Origin of the sequence: Amycolatopsis nigrescens CSC17Ta-90 (assembly GCF_000384315.1) — a bacterium.
GTDB classification, from domain to species: domain Bacteria; phylum Actinomycetota; class Actinomycetes; order Mycobacteriales; family Pseudonocardiaceae; genus Amycolatopsis; species Amycolatopsis nigrescens.
Map to the genome: position 1 here is coordinate 3,822,021 of NZ_ARVW01000001.1, position 26,098 is coordinate 3,848,118.

The window sequence follows — 26,098 nt, forward strand, 5'->3', positions numbered from 1 at the left end:
CTCACTGCATCCGGACGCGGCCCTCGGGGGAGATCTCGACCTGCCAGGTGCCGGGCCACTGCAGGGTGCGGCCGGGGGCGACGAAGGTGTTCTGCAGGTGCACCGTGCCCGGCGGTTCCTCGAAGCGCAGGTCGGCGTTGCCCTTGAACTGGGTGCGGCGCAGGTCGAGCTCGTCCTGAAAACGCGCCCCCTTGAACAGCACCTCGTTCTCGAACACCGCGTCCTTGAAGCTCGCTTCGCCGAGGAAACGGGTGTTCTCGAAGTCCGCCCGCCAGCCGAAGGTGGTGCCGCTGAACCAGGCCCGCTGACCGAAGGTGGTGTCCCGGCAGCGGAACTTGCCGGCCAGCCGCCCGCTGCCGGTGGTCACGTCGGTGAACCAGGCCTGCCCGGTGATCTCGCACTCGGAGAGGTTGCTCCGGCTGCGCAGCCTCGCCTGCCGCATGGTCAGGGTGCCGATCTTGCGGCCGTTCAGGTCGAGGTACTCCAATGAGGCGCCGGTCAGGTCGAGGTCGTAGCTCGGCGCCTCGCTGTGCGCCGCCGGCAGCAGGTCGTTGATCAGCCGCTGCGCGCTCAGCCGTACCGTCAGCTCGTTCTCCACCTCGGCCGTGTCGGTCGCGTCCTTGTCCTGGTACCGCGCGTGCTCGAACGGCCGCCGCAGGTAGGAGCAGAGCACGTCGAGCACGGTCTGGGTGTAACCGGGACGGCTTTCCGCGAGCCCGGCCAGCGCGTGCAGGGCGCCGACCCGCACCTGGTCCGCCTCGTGCCCGAGCAGCTCCACCGCCCGCGCGAACCGTTCGTCGGCCACCCGCAGCCGGTCGTGCTCGGCCCTGCTGCTCTCCAGTTCGTAGCGGTCCTGCTCGACGGCCTGACGGCGCTCTTCCACCTGGCGGCGCCGGTCGTTGAGCCAGAGCGCGTACAGCGCGACCACCGCGCCGCCGGCCAGCCCGCCGGTCTTCAGCGCTTCGCTCCGGTTGGTCGCCTTGTCGGTCAGCAGCCAGCCGGTGACCGCGACGAGCAGCAGCAGCGACAGCGCGGTGGTCGCGAACAGCGGCGATTTCCAGGCGGGTCGTCGATCGGGATCAGCCACGGTGTCGAACCGTACTGGCCGCTCGGCGCCAAGGGGACTAAACGGCCAAACTCCGTTGCAGCAGCAAGGTGTCCAGCCGGCGGCCGTGCTTGTGGCCGACCGCCCGCAGCCGCCCGGCGGAGACGAACCCGCGGCGCTCGTGCAGGCCGCGCGACGCCGGGTCGGCGCCGTCCGGATCGACGGCCACCACCGCGATCACTTCCCGCACCCCGGCCTGCCCGCAGGCGCTCAGCAACTCGTCCAGCAGCAGGCCGCCGAGTCCCCTGCCGATCGCCCATGGCGCCAGGTAGATCGAGTTCTCCACGGTCCCGCGGTAGGCGGGCCTTGGCTTCCACGGTGCGCAGTAGGCGTAGCCGGCGACCCGCCCGTCGTGCTCGGCGACCAGGAACGGCAGCCCGGCGTCGAGCACGTCGGCCATCCGGCCCGCCCATTCCCGCTCGTCCGGCGGGCTCAGTTCGAAGGTGGCGACGCTGTGCTCGACGTAGTGCGCATAGATTTCGCCGATGCCGGGCAGGTCTTCCGGGCTGGCCGTTTTCACTATAGTAGAACTGTCCACTACTATAGTGTAGATGGAGCTGCGGGTGCTGGGCGCGCGAATTCAGTCACTGCGTGCCGAACGGGGGCTCACCCTGCAGGAGCTCGCGGACCGCTCGGCGGTCAGCGTGAGCATGTTGTCCTCGGTGGAACGCGGTGCGAAGGCACCGACCGTGGTGGTGCTGGACCGGATCGCCGTCGGCCTCGGCCTCCGGCTCGCGCAGCTGGTCGACGATCCGGAGGACGGCAGGATCGTGCTGCGCCGGGCCGACGAGCAGGACCTGGTGCACGAGCCGGGCGGCTGGCAGCGCACCATCCTCACCCCGGTGGTGCCCGGGGTGAACTTCGAATGGATCCGCAGCACGCTGCCGCCCGGCTGCGACGCCGGCAGCTTCGGTGCCTACGCGTCCGGGTCCCATGTGTTCGTGGCCATGGAGGAAGGGCTGCTCGCGCTCACCGTCGGCGACCGGGTGCTCGAGCTGACGCCGGGCGACTCGGTCTACTTCGCCGCCGACGTGTCGCACGGCTATGCCAACCCCGGCCGCGTCCAGTGCCGCTATTCGGTGGCCGCGCTGATCATGCGACGACGTCAGTTGCCGGCTTCACCTGGGGTGATGGTGAAAAGCGAAATGCAGTAGCTCGAGCCGGTCGAGGTCGCGGTCAGCAGCCCGATCTGCGGCTCGCCGCTGACCGTACCGCTGACCGTGGCCACCGCCTCCTCCTCACCGATGGCGGGGCTGGTCTCGAGCTGCGGCTCGCCGGCCACCGCGGTCTGCACCCCGGCTTCGACAAGCACCGCGGCGTCCTCGCAGGCCAGCGCCGACGCGCCGGCGCCGTCCTTCGCGTTCAGCTTGGCCACGAACTCCTTGAGCGTCGGGTTGGCCGGGCTGTCCGGCAGCCCTAGCGACGGTGGCACCTGCTCGGACTCCGAGGGCGAGGACGACTCGGTCGACGAGCGCGGTGCGGATGACCTGCTCGAAGGCGCCGACGACTGGCTCGGCGGCGGCGCGGCCGCGCTGGGCTCGTCCTTGCTGAGGAAGAAGCCGGGTGCCACGAACCCGGTCACCGCGAGCGCGGCGACCGCCACCACGGCGATCCCGATCCCGACCCAGAGCCCGGTCCTGTTCTTCTTCTCCGGTGGCGGAGGCGGCCCGCCGTAGCCGCCCGGCGTTCCATAACCGCCGGGCTGGGCGAACTGGCTGGTCGGCGGGTACTGCTGCCCCGGCTGCGGTGGCGGCCCGTACTGCTCGGGCCAGCCGTACTGCGGTTGCTGCTGTCCGTACGGGTCGGGCTGCGGCCGGCCGTAGGGATCGCCCCCTGGCTGCTGGGGTGGGTAAGACATGTGTCGCCTCCAGAGTTTCGCCGCAGTGCGACGCGCCGCCGAGCTGCCCGGTTCCGACCGCATTGTGCCTGCCACCACGGCCCGCTACGAAAACGGCTCCTGCCCGGCCGAAGCCGGACAGGAGCCGCGTTGTCCGCTGGGAACTAGCCGTTGGCCAGCGCCTGCAGCCGGTCGAACGCACCGTTGAACGAGTTCTGGTCGATCGGGCTCGAGCTGTACTGCCAGATGGTGTGGAAACCCCAGGCGTGCGGCAGCGTGCCGACGCTGGAGGCGTATCGCGCCACCCAAAGCGGGCTGGTCGCGCTGAAGTCACCGTCGACGCACTGGCTCCACCAGCTGGTGCTGGTGTAGATGACCGGCCAGCGGCTGGTGCGGGCGTGGTAGGTGTCGCTGAAGTCCTTGATCCACGCGGTCATGCCGCTCTTGGACTTGCCGTAGCAGGTGGCGCCGTAGGGGTTGTACTCCATGTCCAGCGCGCCGGGCAGGGTCTTGCCGTCCCTGGACCAGCCGCCGCCGTTGTCCACGAAGTAGTTCGCCTGCGCGGCGCCGCTCGTCTTGTCCGGCAGCGCGAAGTGGTATGCGCCGCGGATCATGCCGACGTTGTAGGAGCCGTTGTACTGCTGGGCGAAGTACGGGTTCTTGTAGCTGGTGGACTCGGTCGCCTTGACGTAGGCAAACCGCTTGCCCTGGCCCCACCAGTAGTTCCAGTCCACGTTCTGCTGGTGACCGCTGACGTCGATGCCGGGCACCGTGGCCATGGCCTGGAAACCGTCGGAGTTGAGGCCCTGCGGCTGCAGCGCCTGGTACTTGCTGTCCGGGGTGGACTGGTCGCCCTCCACCCGGCGGATCTGGGAACCGAGTTCGTGATCGTGCTGAGCCACGTAGTCAGCGACGGGCACGCCGTCGATGGTCTGCGGGACCGTGTCCACATTCGGGGTTGCGCCGGCCGGGGTCAGCGTGCCGAGCAGGAGCACACTGACCGAGGCGGCGGCGATGACCGAGGCCAAAGCGCGCCGCCGGCTTCTTCGTGCAGAAGACATCACAGAATCCCTTCAAATACCCTCGCGGTGGGCGGCTTACAGCAGGTAGCCGTCCGAGCGTCGATTGTTAACGATGCCTGCGTCATCTGTCACTAAATTCCGTGAACCAAACATGCCAAGTGGGTGATTTACGGATGCGAATAACTGACAGTCGGTGAGTGGGCAACGGCGCGCCCGTGACCTCGGAATCAGCCCCTGGCCAGGGCTTCGACGCGGCCCATCGGGCCGTTGTAGTAGTTCTGGTCGCCGGGCAGCGTGCCGGCGTTCGCGAACTGCCAGATGCTCTGTTTCTCCCAGCCCGCCGGCAGTTCGCCGATTTGCGGTGCGTAGCGCGCCAGCCAGAGCGGGTTGGTGTTGCCGAACCCGCCGGCGTTGCCGGTGCACCGCTTCCACCAGCTGGTGCTGGTGTAGATCAGCGAGCTGCGGCCGGTGCGGGCCAGGTACCTGGCGGCGAAGTCCTTGATCCAACCGGTCATCCTGGCCGGGTCCATGGCGTAGCAGGCGTCGCCGTACGGGTTGTACTCGACGTCCAGCGCGCCGGGCAGGGTGCGGCCGTCGGAGGTCCAGCCGCCACCGTGGTCGATGAAGTAGTCGGCCTGTGCCGCGCCGCCGGAGACGTCCGGCCTGGCGAAGTGGTACGAGCCGCGGATCAGCCCGGCGCCTCGCGAGCCGTCGTACTGCTGGGCGAACTGCGGGTTGACATACCCGGTGCCCTCGGTCGCCTTGACGTAGACGAACTTCGCGCCGGCACCGGCCGCGGCCGGCCAGTCCACCGCGCCCTGCCAGCCGCTGACGTCGTGCCCGAGCGTCTGATCGGCCTCGTTGTACCGCTCTGCCGGGGGCAGGCCGTGCACGCCTTCGTGCGCCGCGATCTGCGAGCCGGCGAAGTTGTCCGCGGCCAGCCGGTAGTCGGCACCGACCGCGGTGTCCGTCAGGCCGGTGGTGAGCAGCGCGCCGGTCGCGATGACCGCGAGCCACCTGCGCATGTTGACCATGGCGGTCACGATGCCTCGATGGAGCGCATTTCGCGAGTTGGGTGTCACCTGGGCGAGTGATCACGCCCGGGTGGCTCTCGCTACCGGGGCTCTTCGGTGATGGCCTTCAGCAGGTGCTCCGCCGGTACCACGGCGGTGACCAGGTCGTGCGGGTTGATCGCCACCGGATGGCCGCCGAGCAGCAGCGCCATGTCGCGGCCGAGCACCGCGCGGGCGTGCGGCCACTCCTTCGGCACCAGCGACTTCGACGTGTACGCCGGCACCATCACCCGGCCGTCGGTGTTGTGGAAGCCGATCACCGTGCGCTGTATCGGCGACATGGCGTAGACCCAGAGCGTGGCGTTCAGCACGACGTTGGGCAGGTCCTCGGCCGGGCGGTGCTTGGTGCGCACCAGCTGGAGCAGGTGCTCGAGCTCGTTGCCGGGCTCCGGGAAGCCGAGCGCCTTCGGGGACGGGCGGTAGCGGTCGTTCGGGTGGAAGTCCTCCACCACCTTGCCGGCCGCGTTCACCGGGTAGGCGCCGACCACCGCCCAGGAGGGCACCGGCCCGTTCGGGTCGAACGCCTCGTCGATGACGTAGAGCCAGCTGTTCGGGTTCGCCCGCGCGTTGGCCCGCATCTCCTCGGTGATATCCGGCTTGCCGGACTTGGCCGCTTTCGGGGGGTTGGGTACCAGTCGGTCGGCCTCGTCCCGCTGCGCCATGTGCGTCCCTCGGTTCCCCGTCGTGCTTTTTTCGTCAGGCCCGCACTCTACTGTTGTCGTATGGCGACTCCGCGTTCGGTCGACCCCGGTGAGTTACTCGCCGCGGTGCGGGCGGTTTCCGGTTGGCTGAGCGGAGACGAGCCGCGGCCGGCAAGGCCGGAGCTGGCCAAGGCGGTCCGGCTGAGCCTGCGCACCCTGGCCGCGGACGCGCCCGGCCGCAGCGTCGAGGTGCGGGTGCCGCCGTTCGCCGCGGTGCAGTGCGTCGAGGGGCTCCGGCACACCAGGGGCACTCCGCCGAACGTGATCGAGACCGATCCGCGGACCTGGCTGGAGCTGGCCACTGGACGTCTACAGTGGACAGACGCGGTGCAGGCCGGCCGGGTCACCGCATCCGGGACCCGGGCCGACCTCGCGCACTGGCTGCCGCTGCTCCGGCTTTGAGCGGTCCTACGGCTTGCGCCCGACCGCGCCGGCGATGCAGAACTGCACCTGGTTCAGCGGCTTGATCCGGGGACCGTCCGGCCACCAGTCGGCGCACAGCGCCAGGCCGGGGTCGACCAGGTCGAGCCCGGGGAACATGGCGGCGATCTCTTCCTTGGTTCGGAAGTACCCGCTGCCCATCGGGCTGTGCAGGAACATCTCCTCCATCTTGCGGGCCACCGTGCTGTGCTCGTTCTGCGGATCGATGAAGTGGCTCAGCGCCACGTACGAGCCGGACGGCAGTGCGTCGATGTAGGTCGCCATGATCTCGGCGGGGGTGGGGCTGCCGTCGTAGTGGTGCAGGGTGCCTAGCTGGAGCAGGGCCAGCGGCTCGCTGAAGTCGATGTGCTTGCGCACGGTCTCGTTCTCGAGGATCTCCTCCGGGCTGAAGATGTCGGCCGAGACGAAGTGCGTCTGGTCGTTCTCCTCGAGCAGGGCCCGGCCGTGAGCCAGCACCACCGGGTCGTTGTCCACGTAGACGACCCGTGAGTCCGGCTGGATGCGCTGCACGACCTGATGCGTGTTCTCCGCGGTGGGCAGCCCGGAACCGCAGTCCAGGTACTGCGTGATGCCGGTCTGGCTGGCCAGGAAGCGGCAGGCGCGGATCAGGAACCCGCGGTTCTCGGTGGCCAGCTCGGCCGCCTCGGGCGCCGCCTTCTGCACGCCACGCAGCACTTCACGGTCGATCTCGTAGTTGTCCTTGCCGTTGAGGAACGCGTCGTAGACCCTCGCGATGCTGGCCCTCGTGGGGTCGACGCCGACAGGGGCTGGGCGATCGGTATGTGCAGCTGCACCGGCAGGCATGGGAGGGCCTCCAATAAAGTTGTGGAGTAGCGCGGATCACACGTAGGGTAAGGGGTCCGGCTCGTGGCGTAAATGCGGGCACGAGCTTGACGTTGCCGGTTCGCCGTGTACGTTCGACGCTGGGAAGGAATTCCCTGGTGGGCTAGGCGTGTCGCTTCTGCGAAAGGCAGGAATCGGCGGCTGCTCGCAGTCTCTGGGTGACACGAAAGGGTAGGGAAGGTCCGATCATGACCGAGGTCGGTTCGTCCGGCGCCGAGCAGGGTGGCGCTATCGTCCCGTCGGCCACTGACCAGCAGGGTACCGGCCCGACCGCACGCAGAATGGTGCTCGGCAGCCAGTTGCGGCGCTTGCGCGAGCAGGCCGGAATCACGCGTGCGGAAGCCGGTTACAACATTCGTGGCTCGGAATCCAAGATCAGCAGGCTGGAACTGGGCCGTGTCGGTTTCAAGGAACGCGACGTCACCGACTTGTTGACCATGTACGGGATTACCGACCAGGTCGAGCGAAGCCAGTTCATGGACATGGTGAAGCAGTCCAACCAGCCCGGCTGGTGGCATCGCTACAACGACCTCACGCCGAGGTGGTTCGACGACTACATCGGCCTGGAGGAAGCGGCCGTCCGGATCCAGACCTACGAGCTGCAGTTCGTGCCCGGCCTGCTGCAGACCGAGGCGTACGCGCGGGCGATCTCCAGCCATGGCCGCCCGGATTCGGCCGATGACAACGTCGAACGTCGTGTCGCACTGCGGATGCGCAGGCAGAAGCTGCTGGCGAGGCCGAACTCGCCGCGGCTGTGGGCGGTCATCGACGAGTCCGTGCTGCACCGCCCGATCGGCGGAACCCGGGTCCTTCGCGCGCAGATCGGGCACCTGCTGGAGCTGACCACGATGCCGCACATCTCGCTGCAGATCGTGCCGCTGCGGTTGAGCGGCTACTCGGCCGAGGGCGCCTTCACGCTGCTTCGGTTCAAAGAGGACGAACTGCCGGACATCGTTTATCTCGAACATCTCAGCGGCGCTCTTTACCAGGAGAAGCCGGAGGAGATCGAGATCTACAGCCGCGCATTGGACCGGCTCGCGGTGGATGCCGAAACTCCGGACCGGAGCCGGCAGATGCTGGCCAAGGTGCGCGCTGATCTTTGAGTTCGCGTGCCGGCAGGCCCGAATTCGATCTTAGTGACGTGAAGTGTTGACCATGGCGATTTCCGAAGCGCTTGTTCACTCGATGGTGGACTTGCCGTGCCGTATATTTAACTGACCGCAACCGCGCGTCCCTCCTGTGATGCACGTGCATTTACGCGCGCAGGCACACGTGCTAGTTTTGCGATCACAGTCAAATGCACGTGCAGATGCACTCCGCGTTATCTGGGGCGGAAGTAGTCGGGAAGGTGGGATCACAATGGAACGCTTCGTGAACGGTGTGTCGGCCGAATTGCTGACCGACGCCGCGTGGCGCAAGAGCAAGTACAGCGGTGCCCTTGGCAACTGCGTGGAGGTCGCCCCGCTGCCCGGCGGCGACATCGCGATGCGCAACTCCCGCTTCCCGGACGGTCCGGCCCTCATCTACACGCGCGCCGAGATCGCCGCCTTCCTGGCCGGCGCCAAAGACGGAGAGTTCGACGATGTACTCCGAGTCCAGCACTGACACCCTGGAAGCGCCGGTCGACACCGAGACCCGACTTCGGGAGCTCATGTCGCTCGGCTACCAGTTCATCCACCCGCGCGACGCGGCCGGCAAGGTCATCGCCGTGGTCGGCGTCCGCGTGCACGACACCGTGATCGACGTGGTCCGGCTCAACGCCGAGGACGACGTGGTGGCCACCAGGATGCCGGGCACCGAAGCGGACGTCCTGGCGCCGGACAAGGTGCTGTGGACGACCCGCGGTAAGGCCCCCGAGGTGCTCGACGAGCTGCTCGCGCTGCCGGCCGACCGGGTGCCGGGTTCGGTGCTCGGGCCGGACGACACGCCCGCCAGGGGTTGCTGGGTTTCCGGCAGCGGCGGCACCATGCGGTGGCTGTCCGCCTCCTGATTCCGGGCGTTTTCCTGCGGAGCAGATCCGAGTGGGTACGCGCTGTGTGCAAAGCCAGGTTCGCGCCCGGTGTGCAGTGGTCAGGACCACTGCACACCGGGCGTGACCGGTCCGGCCAGCGTTTACACTTGAACCGGCCTGCCCTCGTCTCCAGGGAGCTCTTCGGTGGTTTCCGACCACGCACTCGTCCCGGACCCCGTCCCCGCTGATCAGCCCGATCCCGAACCACGTGAGGAATGTGGCGTCTTCGGTGTCTGGGCCCCTGGTGAGGACGTCGCCAAGCTGAGTTACTACGGGCTGTACGCGCTGCAGCACCGCGGCCAGGAGGCGGCCGGCATCTCGGTCTCCGACGGCAAGCAGATCGTGGTCTTCAAGGACCTCGGCCTGGTCAGCCAGGTGTTCGACGAGCAGGTGCTGTCCTCGCTGCAGGGGCACATCGCGGTCGGTCACTGCCGTTACTCCACCACCGGCGCGACCATCTGGGAGAACGCGCAGCCGATCTTCCGGACCACCCCCACCGGCAGCGGGCTTTCCTTCGCGCACAACGGAAATCTGGTCAACACCGCGGAGCTGCGGGACCGCACCACGGCCGCCGGGCTCAAGCCGCACGCCGGGCTCACCGGCTCCTCCAGCGACTCCGACCTGATCTGCGGGCTGCTCGCCTCCACCGCGGCCGACCAGGGCATCGAGTCCGCGGCACTGGACCTGCTGCCCACCCTGCGCGGCGCCTTCTGCCTGGTCTTCGCGGATGAGTCCACTCTGTACGCGGCCCGCGACCCGCACGGTGTGCACCCGCTGGTGCTTGGCAGGCTGGAGCGCGGCTGGGTGGTCGCCAGCGAGACCGCCGCGCTGGACATCGTGGGCGCGTCCTTCGTCCGCGAGGTCGAGCCCGGCGAGCTGCTGGCCATCGACGCCGAGGGCCTGCGGTCCTCCCGGTTCGCCAACCCGGAGCCGAAGGGCTGCGTGTTCGAGTACGTCTACCTGGCCCGCCCGGACACCTCGATCGCCGGCCGCAGCGTGCACGCGACCAGGGTGGACATCGGCAGGCGACTGGCCGAGGAGCACCCCGCCGACGGCGACCTGGTGATCCCGGTGCCGGAGTCCGGCACCCCGGCCGCGATCGGCTACGCGCAGGGCTCCGGTATTCCGTACGGCTCCGGCCTGGTGAAGAACGCCTACGTGGGCCGTACCTTCATCCAGCCTTCGCAGACCATCCGCCAGCTCGGCATCCGGCTCAAGCTCAACCCGCTGCGCGACGTGATCCGCGGCAAGCGCCTGGTCGTGGTGGACGACTCGATCGTGCGCGGCAACACCCAGCGCGCACTGGTGCGCATGCTGCGAGAGGCCGGCGCGCTCGAGGTGCACGTCCGGATCGCTTCGCCGCCGGTGCGCTGGCCGTGCTTCTACGGCATCGACTTCGCCTCCCGCGCCGAACTGGTCGCGAACGGGGTGGACGCGGACGGGATCCGGCGGTCCATCGGCGCCGACTCGCTGGGCTACGTGTCACTGGACGGTCTGGTGGCGGCGTCCGAGCAGCCGAAGTCACGGTTGTGCACCGCCTGCTTCAGCGGCGAGTACCCCATTCCGCTGCCGGAGGACGCGCTGATCGGCAAGCATCTGCTGGAGAGCATGGAGAACGCGGAAGGCGCGGCCGGGTCCGGCTCCTCTCTCGCCGTCTCCCCGGCCGGGTACGGTGCCGAAGACGCCGTCCGGCGTCCCTAGCTCGACCACCAACGAGGCGCTCCGCGCCGCCGAACTTCTAGTCCAGAGACGGAGTCCGCTTCCGTGAGCGAGTCCACTTACGCCGCCGCCGGGGTCAGTATCGAAGCCGGTGACCAAGCAGTCGAGCTGCTCAAGCCGCACGCTCAGCGCGCCACCCGCCCGGAGGTGCTCGGCGGTGTCGGCGGGTTCGCCGGGCTCTTTTCGCTGAAGCTGGACCGCTGGAAGGAGCCGGTGCTCGCGTCCTCCACGGACGGCGTCGGCACCAAGATCGCCGTCGCGCAGGCGCTGGACAAGCACGACACGGTTGGCATCGACCTGGTCGCCATGGTGGTGGACGACCTGGTGGTCACCGGCGCCGAGCCGCTGTTCCTGCAGGACTACATCGCGGTCGGCAAGGTGCAGCCGGAGAAGATCTCCGCGCTGGTCGGCGGCATCGCGGAAGGCTGTGTGCAGGCCGGCTGCGCGCTGCTCGGCGGCGAAACGGCCGAGCACCCCGGCATGATGGGCGAGCACGACTACGACATGTCGGCGACCGGCGTCGGCGTGGTCGAAGCGGCCGACCTGCTGTCCCCCGAGCGCGTGCGCCCCGGTGACGTGGTGATCGCGATGGGGTCCTCCGGCCTGCACTCCAACGGCTTTTCGTTGGCGCGCAAGGTGTTGCTGGAGATCGCCAGGATGCCGCTGGACGGGCACGTCGAGGAGTTCGGCCGCACCCTCGGCGAGGAGTTGCTCGAGCCGACCCGGATCTACGCGAAGGACTGCCTCGCGCTGGCCGCCGAGGCCGAGGTGCGCACGTTCGCGCACGTCACCGGCGGCGGCCTGGAGGCGAACCTGGCCAGGGTCATGCCGCGCGGACTGGTCGCCGCGCTGGAGCGCGGGACCTGGACGCCGGCGCCGGTGTTCGCGACCATCGCGCACCGCGGCAAGGTGGATCGCGGCGAGATGGAGAAGACCTTCAACATGGGCGTCGGCATGGTCACCGTGGTCGGCCCGGAGGACGTGGACCGGGCGCTGGCGGTGCTCACCGCGCGGCACGTGCCGTCCTGGATCCTCGGCGAAGTGCGGCCGGCCGACGACCCGGACGGGCCGCGGGCGGTGCTCTCCGGTGACCACCCCCGGTTCTGACCTGGCGGTCACCCGGCGGCTGGTGATCCCGGCCGGCGAGCTCGCCGAGCGGTTCTCCCGGTCGTCCGGCCCCGGCGGCCAAGGCGTGAACACCACCGACTCACGGGTGGAGCTTTCCTTCGACCTGGCGCGTTCGCCGTCCGTACCGGACGATTTGCGGGCCCGGCTGCTGGAGCGGCTGGCCGGGCGACTGGTGGACGGCGTGCTCACGATCGCGGCCAGCGAACACCGCGCCCAGCTGGCGAACCGCGAGGCGGCGCGCGTCCGGCTGGTGCGCGTGCTGCGCGAAGCGGCCGCGCCCCCGCCACCGAAACGCCGCGCCACCAAGCCGACCCGCGGCTCCAAGGAACGCCGCCTTGCCGCGAAGAAGCGCCGCGGTGACGTCAAACGCGGCCGCGGCGGCCGTTTCGACGACTGACCCTTCCCCGCCCGCCCGAGCCCAACGTGACGTTTGGCTCGTTCTATTGGCCAAACGTCACGTTGGGCCTGTCCGGTTTGGGGCTGGTGTGGCGAAAGGGGGACTTCAGTGAGCCGCCGCCCGGCGCAGCTCGCGAGCGAGCAGTTCGCGGGTGGTGCTCATCTCGGCCAGTCTGGCCTCCGTCGCGGCCAGCTTCCTGGCGATCAGGGACACGCTTTCCGGGCAGCTCCTGGTCTCGTCGTACTCGTCGTCGAGACAGGGCCGGAAATGCCGGATCTCGGTCGCGGTCAGCCCCAGCCCGAGCAGCCGTCGGATGTTGCGCACCCTGGTCACCGCGGTCGCCGGGTAGTCGCGGTAGCCGTTGGCCGATCGTCGCGCGGGCAGCAGGCCGTTCTGCTCGTAGTACCGAAGGGCCCGTACCGTCGTCCCGGCCGTGCGGGCGAGTTCTCCGATCAGCATGTCTCCAAGTTACGGGTCAGGCGACGGTGAGGCCGCCGTCCACGCGCAGCACGGCGCCGGTCAGGTAGCTCGCCTCCGGCCGAGCCACCTGCACGATCCACCAGGCGATCTCCTCCGGCTGAGCCAGCTTGCCGAGCGGGATCTGCCGTTCCAGCGCCGCACCCAGCTCGACCAGCTCGGCTTCCTGGTAGCCGGCGTGCTGCATGATCGGGGTCCGGGTGATCCCGGGTGCCACCGAGACCACCCGGATGCCCCGGCCGCCGAGTTCCACCGCCCAGGTGCGGGTGAGAAAGTCCAGCGCGACCTTGGTGGAGCCGTACACCGAGTTGTCCGGCAGGCCGCGGTCCGGCGGGTTCGAGCTGATGTTGACCACGGCACCCCGGGCCTCGGCCAGCCACGGCAGCGCCTCCTGGGTCAGGAAGAGCGGGCCGGTCAGGTTGGTGCCCAGCTGCTCCGCGGTACTGGCGCGGTCGATTCCCCCGAGCGGTGCCTTCCGCACGATGCCGGCGTTGTTGACCAGCACGTCGATCCGGCCGGACGACTCCAGCGCAGCGCGGACGATGGCCGCCGGTGCGGTTTCGGCGGCCACGTCCGCGGCGAAGGTCCTGATGGCCGGATGCGCCGCCGCCGTCTCTCGCAGCCTGCTTTCGGTGCGGCCGACCGCGAGTACGTCGGCACCCTGCTCGGCGAACAGCCACGCGGTCGTCCGGCCGATCCCGGTGCCGGCGCCGGTCACGATGACGGTTTTGCCTGCGAAGGGGGTTTCCTTGCTCATGCCGCGAAGCTAGGGCGTGACCCCGGGGTCAGGGTCACGCCGCTGTGCCACGCGTCACACGACCGGCTACTCGCGGATCAGGTGCAAGATGTCGCCGACTCCCCGGAAACCGACCTTGGCGTAGAGCCGCGCCTCGACCTCGGTGCCCGGAGTCAGGAAGGGCATGTCCGCCCCCGCCCGGTGCGCGGCCAGGGTGATGAACTCGGTGAAGGCGGCGCAGATCCCGCGTCGGCGGTACTTCGCGCGCACGCCGAACCCGACCAGTTCGGTCAGGCCGTCGGTGAGCACGTCACCGGCACCGCCGCCGGCGGCCTCGCCGGTCTCCGCGTTCCTGGCGAGCACTGCGAAACCGCCGCGTGCCAGCAGGTCCCGCATCCTGGCCACGTCCGCGGGGGTGGCCGTTCCGGATTCGCCGTACGCTTCGTTCTGCGCGCTGATGAGCCCGGCGAAGTCCTCATCGGATTCGGGCACGAGCAATTCGATGCCCGCCGGCGCCGGCTGTTCCGCCACCGCGCCGGGTGGGCAGGTCATCACCGGGATCCTGCGTTCCACGGTGTAGCCACCGGCGAGCAGTACGGCTTCCACGTCTGGAGCGTTGTCCGGCAGGAACTCCAGCCGTGGCAACAGGTTCCGCCGCTGGTATGCCGCCGTGAGAGCGTCCACATCGGACACTTTTGGGCTAGCGCCGTCTACCGGGATGGCGTAGTTGAGGTTCCGGTTGTCGGAGTGCTGGGAAAACGTGGCCAGGAACGGGCCGATCATCTCGGTGTCCCGGCCGTGTGCCGCGTTGCGTCGGATGTAGGACTGAAGAGCAGACATTCGTCTGAAACCTTTCGGGCAGGAGGAAATGAGCGCGTGATGGCGAAGCCGGTGTTGCTACCGGGCGACGCCGGCGAAGGCGTCCGTCATGAGGCGTTCCTCTTGCTCGATCGGTGGCCGTCTTTCGACCTCCTCCACTTCTACCCGATAGCCGGCCGCACCGCCACGGGTTTTTCGCCGTCCAGCCAGACCAGCCGCGCGTCGCCGACCAGCCGGTAGCGGATTAGTAGCTGCTCGGCGGACTCGGACTGCCAGGTGCGGCGGCTGCCGGGGTCGTACAGCAGCGCGCCGCCGAACTCCTCATCCCACTGCATCCCCCAGCCGCACAGTGTCATGTCGTCGTCTCCGTGGAACAGCCCGTATATCGCGAACAATCGCGGCTTGTCGATCCTGACGTACTCCGCCAGCTCGCGCAGCCGCTCCCTGCGCACCTTTTCCATGGCGCGAAAGTTGGCATGTTCTACTTACCGCAAGCAAGTCATCCCTTTGAGCTATTGCGTAGCCAGGAGATCCTGTCGAAATACTTCACCATGCCAGCAATTCAAAGTATCAGTGCACGGTCCAGGAAAGTGGCCGCCGAACTTCGGCGGCTTCGCGAAGCAGCCGGAATGACTGGAGCTCGCGTCGCCGAAGTACTCGGTATGTCAGCGAGCAAGATAAGCCGGATCGAGACCGGTCATCGTGGTCTCTGCGTTGACGACGTGGCCCCGCTGCTCGGACTTTACCGCGTACCTGAGCGTCGCCGGGCCGAGATCCTTTCTCTGGTGAGGAAGTCCGAGGAGCGAGGATGGCTGGTCGCAAGCGTTCCGCAGCTCAGGGATCGTTGGCAGCATCTGCTCGATCTCGAGATGGGCGCGACTCGCTTCGTGAACTACGAGCTTTGCCTGATTCCTGGTCTGCTTCAGACTCCTGAATACACGACGGCGCTGGTGACCGCTGCCCAACTTGCGCTCAGCGCGGTCGAAGTCCAGAACCTCGTCGTGATTCGCATGTCCAGGCAGGTGCGCTTGCGCAACCCCCGGGTTCAGCTTCTTGCCGTGCTGGACGAGATGGCTCTTCAGCGCATGGTCGGCGACCGAGAAGTGATGTACAGGCAGTTGCTTCACTTGGTGGAATGTGCAGGCCGAGCCGGTATTATCGTGCGCGTGGTGCCCTCGGGGGTGGGGCAGCATGCGGGCTGGCGTGGTCCTTTCTTGCTGATGGACTATCCGGGCGAGCCCAGCATCGTGGCACTCGAGGTGCAGGGGGTTGCCGTCTTTCTCGAGGAACCTGATGACGTGGCCGATATTCGGCTTTCGCTGGCGAACATCCTGGAACACGCCTTGTCGCCCGACGATTCTCTCGACTTGATATCTCGTACCGCAGAAAAACTCTACGGTAACCCAGATAGTGTGCGATGAAGCGCTTCTTCGCCTACGTACGTCTGCGTACGTGGCGCGTACGCAGAGCGAAGAAACCGTAGTAAACCACCACCTCGTTCGGAATCCTGGACACCCCACAAAAAACCAAGTAAGAATGAGAAAGACCAAGGGAGGAGAAAAAGATGAGCGCCCTGCTTACCCACGACGAGCCGCTGTCCCTGGCCGACTGGCTGAACCTGCCGGAGGACAACTCCCGCCGTTACGAGCTGGTTGAAGGAGTTCTGTCCGTGAGTTCCCGTCCGTCACTAGGTCATCAGGAGGTGATCTCCGGTCTGTTGCAACAACTTCGCCCGCAGTTACCCGCCGGCTTGAAGGTGCTCCCCGAAGTGGAGGTCGTGTTGTTCGAGAAGTACCCGCCCACGGTGCGGGTACCGGATCTGGTGGTGGTGCCGTCCGCACTGGCCACCGCCAAGGTCGCGCGGTGCCATGCCCCGGATGTCCGTCTCGTCGTCGAGGTGATGTCGTCGAGTTCGAAGGTGGTCGACAGGTCGGTCAAGTTCGTCGAATACGCCAAGGCGGGTATCGGGAACTACTGGATCATCGACCTGGAGAAGCCGTTGCGGCTCACCGCCTATCGCCTCTCCGGCGATCATTACGAGCCCGAAGTCGAGACCACGTGCGAAGCACGGCTCACCGCGCCCGCACCGGTCGCCGTGCGGCCGGCCGCCCTGCTTCCCTGACCGCCCATCAGCTGATCGACGGTGAGCACGAGTTCACCCCGGAAGACCCCGGAACCGCTCGGTTCGCCACCCATCGGCACCCGCCGGATACCCACCGGGCTGGTGGCCAGGTCCGCCACCGTCCGTCGTAGCTGCTGAGGAATCACCGGTATCGCAGCCCGCCACCAACGGCGGGAGAGCGTGGCCCCGGCCGCCGCTCCCATCGTGTTGAGCAAGATGTCGTCGGTCGAAGTGACCCGGCCGGCCTGAATCAGATACTGAACGGTTTCGACGGTCATGGACGCCGTCATCGCACCGAGTGTCACTCGGCCTAGTGAACGTAAAGGAGGTATTCGCATCGGCAGCAGCGCGCCGAGCGGCGCCAGCAGCAGGAGATTCCCGGCCACCTGCCACAGCGAGCCGTGGTCGCCGAGCGCGTTGCCGACGTCGGTGCCCGGAACCAGGTGCAGCAGACTGCCGCGCGCGCCTGCCACGGGCATCAGCACCAACGCCAGTGCCAGGGCTGTGACCAGCACAATCGCGACGTCCGCACCGGCGGTCCACAACGCGAGTCTCGCCGGTCGTCTTCGCCGCCTCCAGGCGGCGAGTGCTCGCCAGCCGAGCAGGCCGACCGGGATCGCGATGACCGTCAGCGGGATCATCGCGCCGAAATAGCGCAACAAGGCATCCACGCTTGCCCTCCCGAAATGCAACTCCAAGATCAACCCTTGCACTGGAATGGAGTATCGGCGCGCTCAGCCGGGTGCACTTTGAGGTGATCTTGAACTGGCGGGCGTGGGAACTTTGTGCTCAGCCGCGCAGGTGGTACTGGCGCTCCGGACGGCCTGTTCCGCCGTAGCGCAGCCGGACCTCGGCCCTGCCGGTTTCGGTGAAGTACTCCAGGTAGCGGCGGGCGCTCGGCCGGGAAAGCTCGGTCGCCTGGGCGCATTCGGTCGCCGACAACCCGTCCGGGTGAGCGCGCAGGGCCTGCTCCACCAACTCGGCGGTTTGCGCGGTCAGCCCCTTCGGCAGGCTGCTGGTGCTTCGCGGGCGGGCACCGAACACATCGTCCACGTCCTCCTGGCCGGCCGTGGAACGCTGCGACAACTGGTGCAGCTTCTGGTGCAGCGAACCGAAATGCTGCAACTGGTCGCGCAGCGCGGCATAGGAGAACGGTTTGATCAGGTAGTGCAGCGCGCCGCCGCGCATCGCACCGCGGATGGTGTCCACGTCGCGGGCGGCGGTGATCACCACCACGTCAGTGTCCACAGTGGAGGGATCGGCACGCAGCTCGCGCAGCACGGCGAGGCCGTCCAGATCAGGGAGGTAGATGTCCAGTAACAGCAGATCCGGCCGCAGGTCGCGGACCGCGCGCAGGGCGTCCGCGCCGGTGTGGGCGACCCCGACCACCCCGAACCCGGGTGTGCGATCGACGTATCCACTGTGGACCTTGGCGACCATGAAATCGTCGTCCACCACGAGCACCCTGATCACGTGGCCACCTTCGCCCGGTCGGCGCGGATCGGCAACCGTGCGGTGAACTCGGCACCGGATCGCTCCGTGCCGCCGGTGAAGCTGTGCACCTCGACCGAGCCGCCGCGGCGTTTGCAGGTCTGCCTGGTCAGTGCCAGGCCGAGGCCGCGCTGGCCACCGTGCTCGGCGGCCTTGGTGGTGAAGCCGTGTGCGAACACCTCGGTGGCGATCTCCGGGGCCACCCCGGGGCCGGAGTCGCGGACCACCACGGATACCTCGTCCGGGTGGTGGCGGACGGCGACCTCGATCCAGTCGCCACCGGCGCCGGAGTCCGAGTCGCGCAGGGCGTCGAGTGCGTTGTCCACCAGGTTGCCCACCACGGTCACCAGATCGGCGGACAGCTGCTCGTCCACCGCGGTCAGGTGGCTGTCGTCGGTCAGCCGGATGCCCACGTCGTGCTCGGCGGCCACGCTGGCCTTGGCGATCAGCAGTGCGGCCACCGCGGAGTCCCCGATCCGGGCGCTGACCTGGTCGTGCCAGTCGTCGTGCGCGCGGCTCACCAGGTCGACGTAGTTGCGCACCTCGTCGTACTCGCCGAGCTCGATCAGTCCGGCGATGGTGTGCAGCCGGTTGGTGAACTCGTGGGCCTGGGCGCGCAGGGTGTCCGTGGCGCGGGAGTTGGCCGCCAGCTCTTCGCGCAGGACCACCAGTTCGGTGCGGTCGCGCAGGGTGGCGACTGCGCCCAGCGCGCGGCCGTGCCTGGAGATCGGCAGCCGGTTGATCACCAGCACCCGGCCGGCGCGCAGCACAATCTGGTCCACCCCGCTGGCCCGGCCGGTGAGCACGTCGCGCAGGCGCTCGTTCACGTCGAGTGCGTCGACGGCCACGCCGACGCAGTCCGACGGCAGGGCCAGCAGCTCGCTGGCGCGGTCGTTGACCAGCGTGACCCGGTCCTGCTGGTCGAGCGCGATCACGCCTTCCTTGATGCCGTGCAGCAGGGCTTCGCGATGTTCCACCAGACCGGTGATCTCGTTCGGCTCCAGGCCGAGTGTCTGCCGGGTGACCCGCCAGGACAGCAGGACGGAACCGGCAAGGCCGAGCACGGTCGCGATGGCCAGCAGCACCAGCGCGTTGGCCGGCGAGTTCGCGATGGCCTCGAAGAAGCCGGGCGTGGCCTTTCCGGCCGCGACCAGGCCGATGATGTTGCCGGTGTCGGCGATCACCGGCACGTGCGCCACCAGCGAGCCGTCGATCACGCCGACCCAGGAGCGGCCCTCGGTCACCGTGCTTTCGTCGAGCGGCATCGGCTGCCCGAGCTGGCTCGGGTCGGGCGAGGTGAGCACCCGGTGCGCGGGGTCGGCGATGATCACGTAGTCGGCGCCGGACAGCGAGCGCGCGCTCTCGGCGAAGATCGGCAGCGGGTCGCGGCGGAACGGGTTCTCCAGGTTCTCCCGGACGCCGGGAGTGGCCGCGACGTTCTCCGCGACCGAGAGCATCCGCCTGCCCTCGACGTCCTGGAAGCTCTCGTTCGACTGGATCACCGAGAACACGGTGACGCAGCCGAGCAGCGCGAACACGATCACCAGCTGCCAGCCGAGCAGCTGGCGGGCCAATGACCCTTTCGCTCCCATGGCCGCCTCCTCGCGTCCCGCCGCGCGTCCAACTATGACATCTGGCCCGGTGAACCCCGCGCGATCACAATGAACACAAGTACCGATATGCCCGCAAGCGAGACAGCGCGCGCCCCGGCGGGGAGCATCACCGACCAGCCAGGCCCGATGCGGCCGGGGTCACAGAAACGGTCACCCGCACGCACCACCCCCGAGCACAGTGGAGTGCTTTGATGAAGAACCCGAGACACTGGCTCGCCGTGCTGGGCGCGGCGCTGCTGGTCCTGCTCGTGCCACCGCTGATCTCCTCCGGCAGCGATGACGGCGGAAGTCAGATCCGCGGGTTGCGGATGATGGTGCCGAACGCACCGGGCGGTGGTTACGACATCACCGCGCGTACCGCCGTCAAGGCCATCGAGGACGCCGAGCTCAACGGCACCACCGAGGTGTTCAACCTGCCGGGGGCCGGCGGCACGGTCGGCCTCGGCAGGCTGGTCAACGAGCGCGGCAACGGCAAGCTGACCATGTCCATGGGCCTCGGCGTGGTCGGCGCGGTCTACACGAACCACGCGCCTTCCTCCCTGCAGGACACCACCGCGATCGCGAAGCTGACCGAAGAGTCCGACATCGTGGTGGTGGGCAAGGACTCGCCGTACCAGAACATCGGCCAGCTGGTCGAAGCGTGGAAGGCGAACCCGGGCGGGGTGGCGGTCGGTGGTGGTTCCGCGCCGGGCGGGCCGGACCACCTCGCGCCCATGCTGATGGCCAAGGCCATCGGGCTGACGCCCAAGCAGGTCAACTACATCCCGTTCGACGGCGGTGGCGAGCTGATGGCGTCCGTGCTCGGCGGCAAGGTCGGCTTCGGGGTCTCCGGCATCGGGGAGACTCGCGACCAGGTCGCCGCCGGAGAACTGCGGGCGCTCGCGGTTACCAGCCCGAACCGGGTCCCCGGCATCGACGCGCCCACCCTGAAGGAGTCCGGTGTGGACGTGGGCTTCACCAACTGGCGTGGCGTCGTCGCGCCGCCGGGGATCAGCGACGACGACCGGACCAAGCTGGTCAACCTGTTCCGCGCGCTGCACGACTCGGCGCAGTGGAAGGAATCGCTGCGGGTCAACGGCTGGACCGACGCCTTCTCCGTCGGCGACGATTACACGGCCTTCCTCAAGGCGGAGAACGACAGGGTGGCCTCGGTGATGAAGGAGCTGGGGCTGGCATGACATCGTCTACTTTGGACAAGCCGGCGGCCGAGCCGGAGGGCGAGCGGTCCTGGTTGCGGGCGCATTCCGAGCTCGGCATCTGCTTGCTGCTGCTGGCCGTCGGCGTGCTCGTGCTCACCGATGCGCTGCAGATCCCCACCGACTTCGCGCAGCGCGGCCCGGTCGGGCCGAAGGCGGTGCCGGTGGTGGTCGGCACCCTGCTGGTCCTCGTCTCGCTGCTGCTGGCGCGGGACGTGCTGCGCGGCGGCAAGGGCGAGGCCGAAGCGGGTGAGGACGTCGACCTCGACGCGCCCGCGGACTGGCGGACCGTCCTGCTGCTCTCCGGCGCGTTCCTGCTCAACGCGGCGCTGATCGACCTCGTCGGGTTCCCGATCTCCTCGGCCATCATGTTCTGGGGCGCGTCCTATGCCTTGGGCAGCAGGCATTTCGTGCGCGATCCGCTGATCTCGGCGGTGATCTCGCTGATCACCTGGTTCGTCTTCAACGAGCTGCTCGGCGTGGCACTGCCCGGCGGACCGCTGATGGGAGTGCTGTGATGGATTCCTTTTCCCTGCTGATGGACGGGTTCGGCACCGCGCTCACCCCCGGCAACCTGCTCTTCGCCGCGCTCGGTGTCATCCTCGGCACGGCGATCGGCGTACTGCCCGGCATCGGCCCGGCGATGGCGGTGGCCCTGCTGCTGCCGGTGACCTACGGGCTCAACCCGACCGCTGCCCTGATCATGTTCGCCGGCATCTACTACGGCGGCATGTTCGGCGGCTCGACCACCTCGATCCTGCTGAACACACCGGGCGAGAGCGCGGCCGTGGTCACCGCAATCGAGGGCAATCCCATGGCACGTAAGGGAAAGGGTGCGCAGGCACTGGCCGCCGCGGCGATCGGGCACTTCGCCGGCGGCATGATCGGCACCCTCGCGCTGGTGCTGCTCGCACCCACCATGGCGAAGCTCGCGGTGAACATCGGGGCTCCGGACTACTTCGCGATCATGGTGCTGGCCTTCATCGCGGTCACCTCGGTGCTCGGCAAGTCCAGGGTCCGCGGGTTCGCCTCGCTGCTGATCGGGCTCACCATCGGCCTGATCGGCCTGGACCAGATGACCGGCCAGGCCCGGCTCACCTTCGGCTCCCTGCACCTGGCCGACGGGGTGGACGTGGTGATCGTCGCGGTCGGCCTGTTCGCGGTCGGCGAGTCGCTCTGGGTCGCCGCGCACCTGCGGCACAAGCGGGAGAAGCCGATCCCGGTCGGCCGGCCGTGGCTGTCCAAGGCGGACCTCAAGCGGACTTGGAAGCCGTGGCTGCGCGGGCCGGTGATCGGCTTCCCGTTCGGCGCGATCCCGGCCGGCGGCGCGGAGATCCCGACTTTCCTCTCCTACGTCACCGAAAAGCGGCTGTCCAAGCGCAAGGACGAGTGGGGCAAGGGCGCGATCGAGGGGGTGGCCGGGCCGGAGTCCACGGCCAGCGCCTCCGCGGCCGGGACCCTGGTTTCATTGCTCACCCTCGGCCTGCCCACCACCGCGGTGGCCGCGGTGATGCTGGCCGCGTTCCAGCAGTACGGCTTCCAGCCGGGGCCGTTGCTGTTCGAGCGGGAGGCCACCCTGGTCTGGGCGCTGATCGCGAGCCTGTTCGTGGGCACCGTGCTGCTGCTGGTGATCAATCTGCCGATGGCGCCGGTCTGGGCGAAGCTGCTGCAGATCCCCCGGCCATACCTGTACGCGGGCATTCTGTTCTTCGCCAGCGTTGGTGCCTACGCGGTCGGCGGCGAGGTGACGGACCTGCTGCTGCTGTTCCTCGTCGGAGTGATCGGGTTCGCCATGCGGCGCTACGGGCTGCCGGTGCTGCCGGCGATCATCGGGGTCATCCTCGGGCCGAGTGCGGAACTGCAGATGCGCCGCGCCCTGCAGCTGTCCGACGGCTCGCTGACCGGCCTGGTGAACTCGCCGATGTCGGTCACGGTCTACGCGATCATCGTGCTGCTGCTGGCCTGGCCATTGGTCCGCAAGCTGTTCCCGGCAAAGCGGGAGGAGCCGCCCGCCGAAAAGGAGCGTGTCGATGCCTAGTGGCCGGCCAACTCGCGGGCTTGGTCGAGCAGCCGCTGGAGGTGCACGCCGCGGCGCACGTCCAGCGGGTGGGCGGTGACCCCGCTGGCGATCATCGCGGCGAAGTCGTCCAGCAACGCGGTGTAGGACGCGTTCGCCGCGCCCGGCTTGCGGCCGAGCGCGCGGTAGCCGTGCTCGCCGTAGACCGAGACCTCGACGATCGTCGGCTGCACGGCCAGCTTCAGCGACAGGGTGATCGTGGCGCTGGCGCCGCTCTCGTGCGCGACGATCAGGTGCCACAGGTCGTCCGCCCCGCGGTGCGCGGCGAGCACGTCGGTGATCGGCCCGAGTGCCGCGTCCAGCAGGTCCAGCGCGTGCGGTCCGATGTCGGCGAGCGCCCCGCCGTCATGCCGCCAAGGCGAGCCGCCGTAGGTGTCGCCGAGCAGCGCGCCGGACAGCCATTTCACCCCGCCGCCGGTCCAGCCGCCGGTGGCCGCGAGATCGGTCAGCCAGTCCTGGGTCTCCGTCGCGTATCGCAGGGTCAGCATCATCAGGGTGGCCACGCCGGCCTCGGCCACCGCGCCGGCCAGCTGCTCGGCGGCCGCCAGGTCGGGGGCGACCGGTTTCTCCAGGATCAGGTGCTTCCCCGCCTTCGCGGCCTGCACGCCGAGCTCGGCCTGCACCGCCGGCGGCACCGCGAAAGCGACCGCGTCCACCTGGTCCAGCAGCTCGTCCACGGTGGCCGACACGGACGCGCAGTGTGCTTCGGCCAGCTCTGTCGCGGCTTCGGGCCGGCGGGCCCACACCGTGCTCAGCGTGGTGCCCGGATGGTCGGCCAGCCCCGGCGCGTGCACGTTGCGTGCCCACGGCCCGGCGCCGACCAGTCCTACTCGCAGCTGTTCATCCACGGCCCCATCCTGCACCACCTCCGGCCCGCGGCCTCAGCCATGGGCCACGCGGTCCAGCAGATCGACGAACTCGGCCATCTTCTCCGCCCTCGGCACGTGCCCGGTGTCCAGCTCGAAGGTCCGGAACCGGTTTCGCGGGGTCAGCCGGTCGGCCTCGGTGATGAACCGCTCCTGCAGCGCGAGCGGGATCAGGTTGTCCCTGGTGTGCTTGATGTAGACCCGCGGGATGCGGCCCCAGGTGGCCGGGTTGCCCCTGGCCTCGGTGCTGCCCTTGCTGAGCAGTTCGTCCGGGGACATCCCGTTCAGGAAGGTGTAGAACTCGGCGTCCGAGCCGTCCGCGATGAAGGCGTGCTTCAGCGCCGCGAGCTTGGCCGGATCGTCCAGCCGCCAGTTCGACCGCAGCGCGCCGACCACGGCCGGGTCGGCGGCGATGAACCCGACGACGGCGTCGAACCGGCCGCCCTCGGCCTCCGGGGTGTTCAGGTAGTCACCGGGGGTGGCCAGGTCGACGCAGCAGAAGGCGGTGTCGTAGACCAGCAGGTCGATCAGGTCCGGCACCTCGTTCGCGATCAGGCTGATCGCCGAGCCGCCGATACTGCTGCCGACCAGCACCACCGGGCCGAACCCGGCCACCCGCCGGACCACCTCAACGGCGGCCGCGATCTGGTCCTGATAGGTCACCCCGGCCAGCGGTGACCGCTCGGTGGCGAAGGCTTCGAGGTTCTGCGGCGCCTGGTAGGACGGCCGGAACTGGTCGTCGGTCACCCGGTGGCCGGGCAGGTCGACGCCGACACAGCGGTACCCGCGCTGCGGAAGCTCGTTCGGGATGCCCGATCCGCCGTTGGCGCCGGCCGCGAAGACGAAGGTGGTCACGCCACGTCGCGGCCGGTGCCGCTCGGTGGCCGCGGAGGCGACCGCCGGTCCCGGCGCGATGGCGGCCCCGACCAGTGGCGCCGCCTTGAGCACGGTCCGGCGTGGGTGCTGTTCGCTCATGCTGACCAGTGAAACGAACCGGCGCCCGGCCGGGACAGCGGCGTAAGTTGCCGCCTCCGCAACGAAAGTTGCGTCAGGAGTAGCTGTAGAAGCCGCGGCCGGTCTTCTTGCCGAGCAGCCCGGCGTCCACCATGCGCAGCAGCAGCGGCGGCGACGAGTAGAGCGGCTCCTTGAACTCGGCGTACATCGAGTCCGCGATCGCCTTGATGGTGTCCAGCCCGATCAGGTCGGACAGCCGCAGCGGCCCCATCGGGTGCGCGGTGCCCAGCTCCATCCCGCGGTCGATGTCCTCGGCCGAGGCGAAGCCGGACTCGATCATCCGGATCGCCGAGAGCAGGTACGGCACCAGCAGCGAGTTCACGATGAACCCGGCCCGGTCCTGGGAGCGGATCACCGTCTTGCCAAGGGTGCCGGTGGCGTGCGACTCGGCCCGGCGGATGGTCTCCTCGCCGGTCAGCAGCGACGGGACCAGCTCCACCAGCGGCAGCACCGGCACCGGGTTGAAGAAGTGGATACCGACCACCTGCTGCGGACGGCCGGTGGCCATGCCGAGCTTCATGATCGGGATCGAAGACGTGTTGGAGGCGAAGACGGCGTCCTCGCGTTCGACGATCTTGTCCAGCTGGCGGAAGACGTCGACCTTGGCCTGCTCCTGCTCGACGATCGCCTCGACCACCAGATCGCGGTCGGCGAACGTAGCCAGGTCGGTGCTGAAGGTGACCCGCCCCAGCGCGGCGTCGGCCTCGTCGCCCGCGAGCTTGCCGTTCTTCACGGCGCGCTGCAGGGATTTCTCCATCCTGGCCCGGCCCGCGTCGAGCGCCGGCTGGTTCACCTCGGTGACCACCACGTCCGCACCGGCCCGCGCGTGCACCTCGGCGATACCGGAGCCCATCAGGCCCGCACCGACCACGCCTACGCGCTGGATGTCCGTCAAAGCCGCTCCCTTACCTGTGTCTCAGGCGATCAGGCGTGAAGAAGGCATGACGCGAACCGCGAGGGTGGGTTCCGGAACCAGGTCCGATGCCCACCCTCGCGTGTTACGCGCTTCAGCGGCGGTATTCGTCGTACCCGTCGTACGGGTCTTCGTCATACCGCTTGTCGTCCTCGTGCCTGTCGTCAGAGGAACTACTGGACAGCTCGCGCTGCAAAGCATCGAAGTCGGTGTCGTGGGAGCTGTACTTGAGCTCGCGCGCCACCTTCGTCTGCTTGGCCTTAGCCCGGCCGCGCCCCATGGCTCGACCCCCTCGCACAGGGGCGGGGCGGCCGGGGGAAGCGGCGGCCCCGCAATCGTCTCGACAACTATTTCCTGTCCACACCGTACCGTGTCCCCGGGGTGGAATGCGACGTGGCACCGTGTGCGCGACGCGACAATGTCCAACCAGTCTCGGACTGGCCGCACTTCGGCCGGTCGGTGGTGTTCGCGCCTGCCCGGCGTGCCACGATTCACGG

Annotated in this window: 31 protein-coding genes; 13 read left to right on the forward strand and 18 right to left on the reverse strand. The window is 68.8% G+C overall.

Translation table 11 applies throughout. From position 1 onward, the window contains the following. Position 1 precedes the first annotated feature (1 nt). Both AMYNI_RS0117940 and AMYNI_RS0117945 read right to left on the reverse strand, forming a co-directional pair. Complete coding sequence (locus AMYNI_RS0117940; RefSeq protein ID WP_020669412.1) at positions 2–1,087, reverse strand: pentapeptide repeat-containing protein; 1,086 nt, start codon at positions 1,085–1,087, stop codon at positions 2–4. A 37-nt stretch (positions 1,088–1,124) separates the two neighbouring features. Continuing rightward, positions 1,125–1,643: a GNAT family N-acetyltransferase gene (locus tag AMYNI_RS0117945; RefSeq protein ID WP_157357392.1), complete on the reverse strand. Its 519-nt coding sequence runs from the start codon at positions 1,641–1,643 to the stop codon at positions 1,125–1,127. Positions 1,644–1,656: 13 nt separating this feature from the next. Here AMYNI_RS0117945 and AMYNI_RS0117950 point away from each other — a divergent pair, with 13 nt between their 5' ends. Then, positions 1,657–2,259 carry a helix-turn-helix domain-containing protein gene (locus AMYNI_RS0117950; protein WP_020669414.1) on the forward strand — a complete coding sequence of 201 codons (603 nt, stop codon included), beginning with the start codon at positions 1,657–1,659 and terminating at the stop codon, positions 2,257–2,259. On the opposite strand, the gene AMYNI_RS49095 is transcribed toward AMYNI_RS0117950, so the two are convergent. The 4 genes from AMYNI_RS49095 to AMYNI_RS0117975 all read right to left on the reverse strand — a co-directional run bounded on the left by AMYNI_RS49095 (position 2,211) and on the right by AMYNI_RS0117975 (position 5,699). Then, a complete protein-coding gene (locus tag AMYNI_RS49095) occupies positions 2,211–2,963 on the reverse strand; it encodes a hypothetical protein (RefSeq protein WP_157357393.1) in 753 nt (250 codons plus the stop codon). The two genes, AMYNI_RS0117950 and AMYNI_RS49095, sit on opposite strands and share 49 nt — an antisense overlap. A gap of 143 nt (positions 2,964–3,106) precedes the next feature. Beyond that, complete coding sequence (locus AMYNI_RS0117965; protein WP_026360596.1) at positions 3,107–4,003, reverse strand: lysozyme; 897 nt, start codon at positions 4,001–4,003, stop codon at positions 3,107–3,109. A gap of 188 nt (positions 4,004–4,191) precedes the next feature. After that, positions 4,192–4,989: a lysozyme gene (locus tag AMYNI_RS0117970; protein ID WP_026360597.1), complete on the reverse strand. Its 798-nt coding sequence runs from the start codon at positions 4,987–4,989 to the stop codon at positions 4,192–4,194. Positions 4,990–5,078: 89 nt separating this feature from the next. Beyond that, positions 5,079–5,699 carry a type VII secretion system-associated protein gene (locus AMYNI_RS0117975; protein WP_020669419.1) on the reverse strand — a complete coding sequence of 207 codons (621 nt, stop codon included), beginning with the start codon at positions 5,697–5,699 and terminating at the stop codon, positions 5,079–5,081. Between the two features lie 60 nt (positions 5,700–5,759). On the opposite strand from AMYNI_RS0117975, the gene AMYNI_RS0117980 reads away from it, so the two are divergent. Then, entirely contained in the window at positions 5,760–6,140 is a 381-nt protein-coding gene (locus AMYNI_RS0117980; protein ID WP_020669420.1) for a sterol carrier family protein, read from the forward strand. Positions 6,141–6,146: 6 nt separating this feature from the next. Here AMYNI_RS0117980 and AMYNI_RS0117985 read toward each other — a convergent pair whose 3' ends face one another. Continuing rightward, a complete protein-coding gene (locus AMYNI_RS0117985; RefSeq protein ID WP_020669421.1) occupies positions 6,147–6,983 on the reverse strand; it encodes an SAM-dependent methyltransferase in 837 nt (278 codons plus the stop codon). 227 nt (positions 6,984–7,210) lie between these two features. On the opposite strand from AMYNI_RS0117985, the gene AMYNI_RS0117990 reads away from it, so the two are divergent. From AMYNI_RS0117990 to arfB, 6 genes are all read left to right on the forward strand, one after another. After that, positions 7,211–8,125 carry a helix-turn-helix domain-containing protein gene (locus tag AMYNI_RS0117990; RefSeq protein WP_020669422.1) on the forward strand — a complete coding sequence of 305 codons (915 nt, stop codon included), beginning with the start codon at positions 7,211–7,213 and terminating at the stop codon, positions 8,123–8,125. Between the two features lie 256 nt (positions 8,126–8,381). Continuing rightward, on the forward strand, positions 8,382–8,627 hold the full coding sequence (locus AMYNI_RS0117995) for a DUF397 domain-containing protein (protein ID WP_020669423.1): 246 nt from the start codon (positions 8,382–8,384) through the stop codon (positions 8,625–8,627). Further along, the gene (locus tag AMYNI_RS0118000) at positions 8,605–9,012 is read left to right on the forward strand and encodes a hypothetical protein (protein ID WP_020669424.1); all 408 of its coding nucleotides are present in this window, start codon (positions 8,605–8,607) and stop codon (positions 9,010–9,012) included. Before AMYNI_RS0117995 ends, AMYNI_RS0118000 begins: the two co-directional genes overlap by 23 nt. Positions 9,013–9,177: 165 nt before the next feature. Then, entirely contained in the window at positions 9,178–10,734 is a 1,557-nt protein-coding gene (gene purF / locus AMYNI_RS0118005; RefSeq protein WP_020669425.1) for an amidophosphoribosyltransferase, read from the forward strand. 63 nt (positions 10,735–10,797) lie between these two features. Beyond that, positions 10,798–11,859 (forward strand): phosphoribosylformylglycinamidine cyclo-ligase, encoded by a 1,062-nt coding sequence (gene purM, locus AMYNI_RS0118010; RefSeq protein ID WP_020669426.1) that lies wholly within the window; start codon positions 10,798–10,800, stop codon positions 11,857–11,859. Then, positions 11,840–12,277, forward strand: coding sequence for an alternative ribosome rescue aminoacyl-tRNA hydrolase ArfB (gene arfB, locus AMYNI_RS0118015; protein ID WP_020669427.1), 438 nt, complete (start codon positions 11,840–11,842; stop codon positions 12,275–12,277). Before purM ends, arfB begins: the two co-directional genes overlap by 20 nt. A 105-nt stretch (positions 12,278–12,382) precedes the next feature. On the opposite strand, the gene AMYNI_RS0118020 is transcribed toward arfB, so the two are convergent. The 4 genes from AMYNI_RS0118020 to AMYNI_RS0118035 all read right to left on the reverse strand — a co-directional run bounded on the left by AMYNI_RS0118020 (position 12,383) and on the right by AMYNI_RS0118035 (position 14,770). Further along, positions 12,383–12,736, reverse strand: a complete 354-nt coding sequence (locus tag AMYNI_RS0118020; protein ID WP_020669428.1) for a MerR family transcriptional regulator — start codon at positions 12,734–12,736, stop codon at positions 12,383–12,385. Positions 12,737–12,752: 16 nt separating this feature from the next. Further along, positions 12,753–13,511 (reverse strand): SDR family NAD(P)-dependent oxidoreductase, encoded by a 759-nt coding sequence (locus AMYNI_RS0118025; protein WP_020669429.1) that lies wholly within the window; start codon positions 13,509–13,511, stop codon positions 12,753–12,755. Positions 13,512–13,577: 66 nt separating this feature from the next. Continuing rightward, entirely contained in the window at positions 13,578–14,330 is a 753-nt protein-coding gene (locus AMYNI_RS0118030; protein ID WP_020669430.1) for a GNAT family N-acetyltransferase, read from the reverse strand. 140 nt (positions 14,331–14,470) lie between these two features. Next, the gene (locus tag AMYNI_RS0118035) at positions 14,471–14,770 is read right to left on the reverse strand and encodes a hypothetical protein (RefSeq protein ID WP_020669431.1); all 300 of its coding nucleotides are present in this window, start codon (positions 14,768–14,770) and stop codon (positions 14,471–14,473) included. A 15-nt stretch (positions 14,771–14,785) separates the two neighbouring features. Here AMYNI_RS0118035 and AMYNI_RS0118040 point away from each other — a divergent pair, with 15 nt between their 5' ends. Together AMYNI_RS0118040 and AMYNI_RS44785 are read left to right on the forward strand one after the other, a co-directional pair. Continuing rightward, on the forward strand, positions 14,786–15,730 hold the full coding sequence (locus AMYNI_RS0118040; protein WP_084628403.1) for a helix-turn-helix domain-containing protein: 945 nt from the start codon (positions 14,786–14,788) through the stop codon (positions 15,728–15,730). 143 nt (positions 15,731–15,873) lie between these two features. Next, positions 15,874–16,431 carry a Uma2 family endonuclease gene (locus tag AMYNI_RS44785; protein WP_020669433.1) on the forward strand — a complete coding sequence of 186 codons (558 nt, stop codon included), beginning with the start codon at positions 15,874–15,876 and terminating at the stop codon, positions 16,429–16,431. On the opposite strand, the gene AMYNI_RS48200 is transcribed toward AMYNI_RS44785, so the two are convergent. The 3 genes from AMYNI_RS48200 to AMYNI_RS0118055 all read right to left on the reverse strand — a co-directional run bounded on the left by AMYNI_RS48200 (position 16,344) and on the right by AMYNI_RS0118055 (position 19,514). Then, complete coding sequence (locus AMYNI_RS48200) at positions 16,344–17,102, reverse strand: VanZ family protein (RefSeq protein ID WP_157357394.1); 759 nt, start codon at positions 17,100–17,102, stop codon at positions 16,344–16,346. The genes AMYNI_RS44785 and AMYNI_RS48200 overlap by 88 nt on opposite strands. Before the next feature lie 118 nt (positions 17,103–17,220). Further along, the gene (locus tag AMYNI_RS0118050) at positions 17,221–17,904 is read right to left on the reverse strand and encodes a response regulator (RefSeq protein WP_020669434.1); all 684 of its coding nucleotides are present in this window, start codon (positions 17,902–17,904) and stop codon (positions 17,221–17,223) included. After that, the gene (locus AMYNI_RS0118055; protein ID WP_026360600.1) at positions 17,901–19,514 is read right to left on the reverse strand and encodes a sensor histidine kinase; all 1,614 of its coding nucleotides are present in this window, start codon (positions 19,512–19,514) and stop codon (positions 17,901–17,903) included. Before AMYNI_RS0118055 ends, AMYNI_RS0118050 begins: the two co-directional genes overlap by 4 nt. A 212-nt stretch (positions 19,515–19,726) precedes the next feature. Here AMYNI_RS0118055 and AMYNI_RS0118060 point away from each other — a divergent pair, with 212 nt between their 5' ends. The 3 genes from AMYNI_RS0118060 to AMYNI_RS0118070 are packed head-to-tail and all read left to right on the forward strand — an operon-like array spanning position 19,727 to position 22,769. Then, entirely contained in the window at positions 19,727–20,713 is a 987-nt protein-coding gene (locus AMYNI_RS0118060; RefSeq protein WP_020669436.1) for a Bug family tripartite tricarboxylate transporter substrate binding protein, read from the forward strand. Next, positions 20,710–21,249, forward strand: a complete 540-nt coding sequence (locus tag AMYNI_RS0118065; RefSeq protein ID WP_026360601.1) for a tripartite tricarboxylate transporter TctB family protein — start codon at positions 20,710–20,712, stop codon at positions 21,247–21,249. The genes AMYNI_RS0118060 and AMYNI_RS0118065 overlap by 4 nt, the downstream gene beginning before the upstream one ends. Next, complete coding sequence (locus tag AMYNI_RS0118070) at positions 21,249–22,769, forward strand: tripartite tricarboxylate transporter permease (protein WP_020669438.1); 1,521 nt, start codon at positions 21,249–21,251, stop codon at positions 22,767–22,769. The genes AMYNI_RS0118065 and AMYNI_RS0118070 overlap by 1 nt, the downstream gene beginning before the upstream one ends. Here AMYNI_RS0118070 and AMYNI_RS0118075 read toward each other — a convergent pair. The 4 genes from AMYNI_RS0118075 to AMYNI_RS0118090 form a co-directional block, all read right to left on the reverse strand. Next, complete coding sequence (locus AMYNI_RS0118075) at positions 22,766–23,656, reverse strand: Gfo/Idh/MocA family protein (RefSeq protein WP_020669439.1); 891 nt, start codon at positions 23,654–23,656, stop codon at positions 22,766–22,768. The genes AMYNI_RS0118070 and AMYNI_RS0118075 overlap by 4 nt on opposite strands. A gap of 33 nt (positions 23,657–23,689) precedes the next feature. Continuing rightward, a complete protein-coding gene (locus AMYNI_RS0118080; RefSeq protein WP_020669440.1) occupies positions 23,690–24,649 on the reverse strand; it encodes an alpha/beta fold hydrolase in 960 nt (319 codons plus the stop codon). Positions 24,650–24,722: 73 nt separating this feature from the next. Then, the gene (locus AMYNI_RS0118085) at positions 24,723–25,583 is read right to left on the reverse strand and encodes a 3-hydroxybutyryl-CoA dehydrogenase (protein ID WP_084628404.1); all 861 of its coding nucleotides are present in this window, start codon (positions 25,581–25,583) and stop codon (positions 24,723–24,725) included. 112 nt (positions 25,584–25,695) lie between these two features. Then, positions 25,696–25,881: a DUF3073 domain-containing protein gene (locus AMYNI_RS0118090; RefSeq protein ID WP_020669442.1), complete on the reverse strand. Its 186-nt coding sequence runs from the start codon at positions 25,879–25,881 to the stop codon at positions 25,696–25,698. Positions 25,882–26,098: the final 217 nt, after the last annotated feature.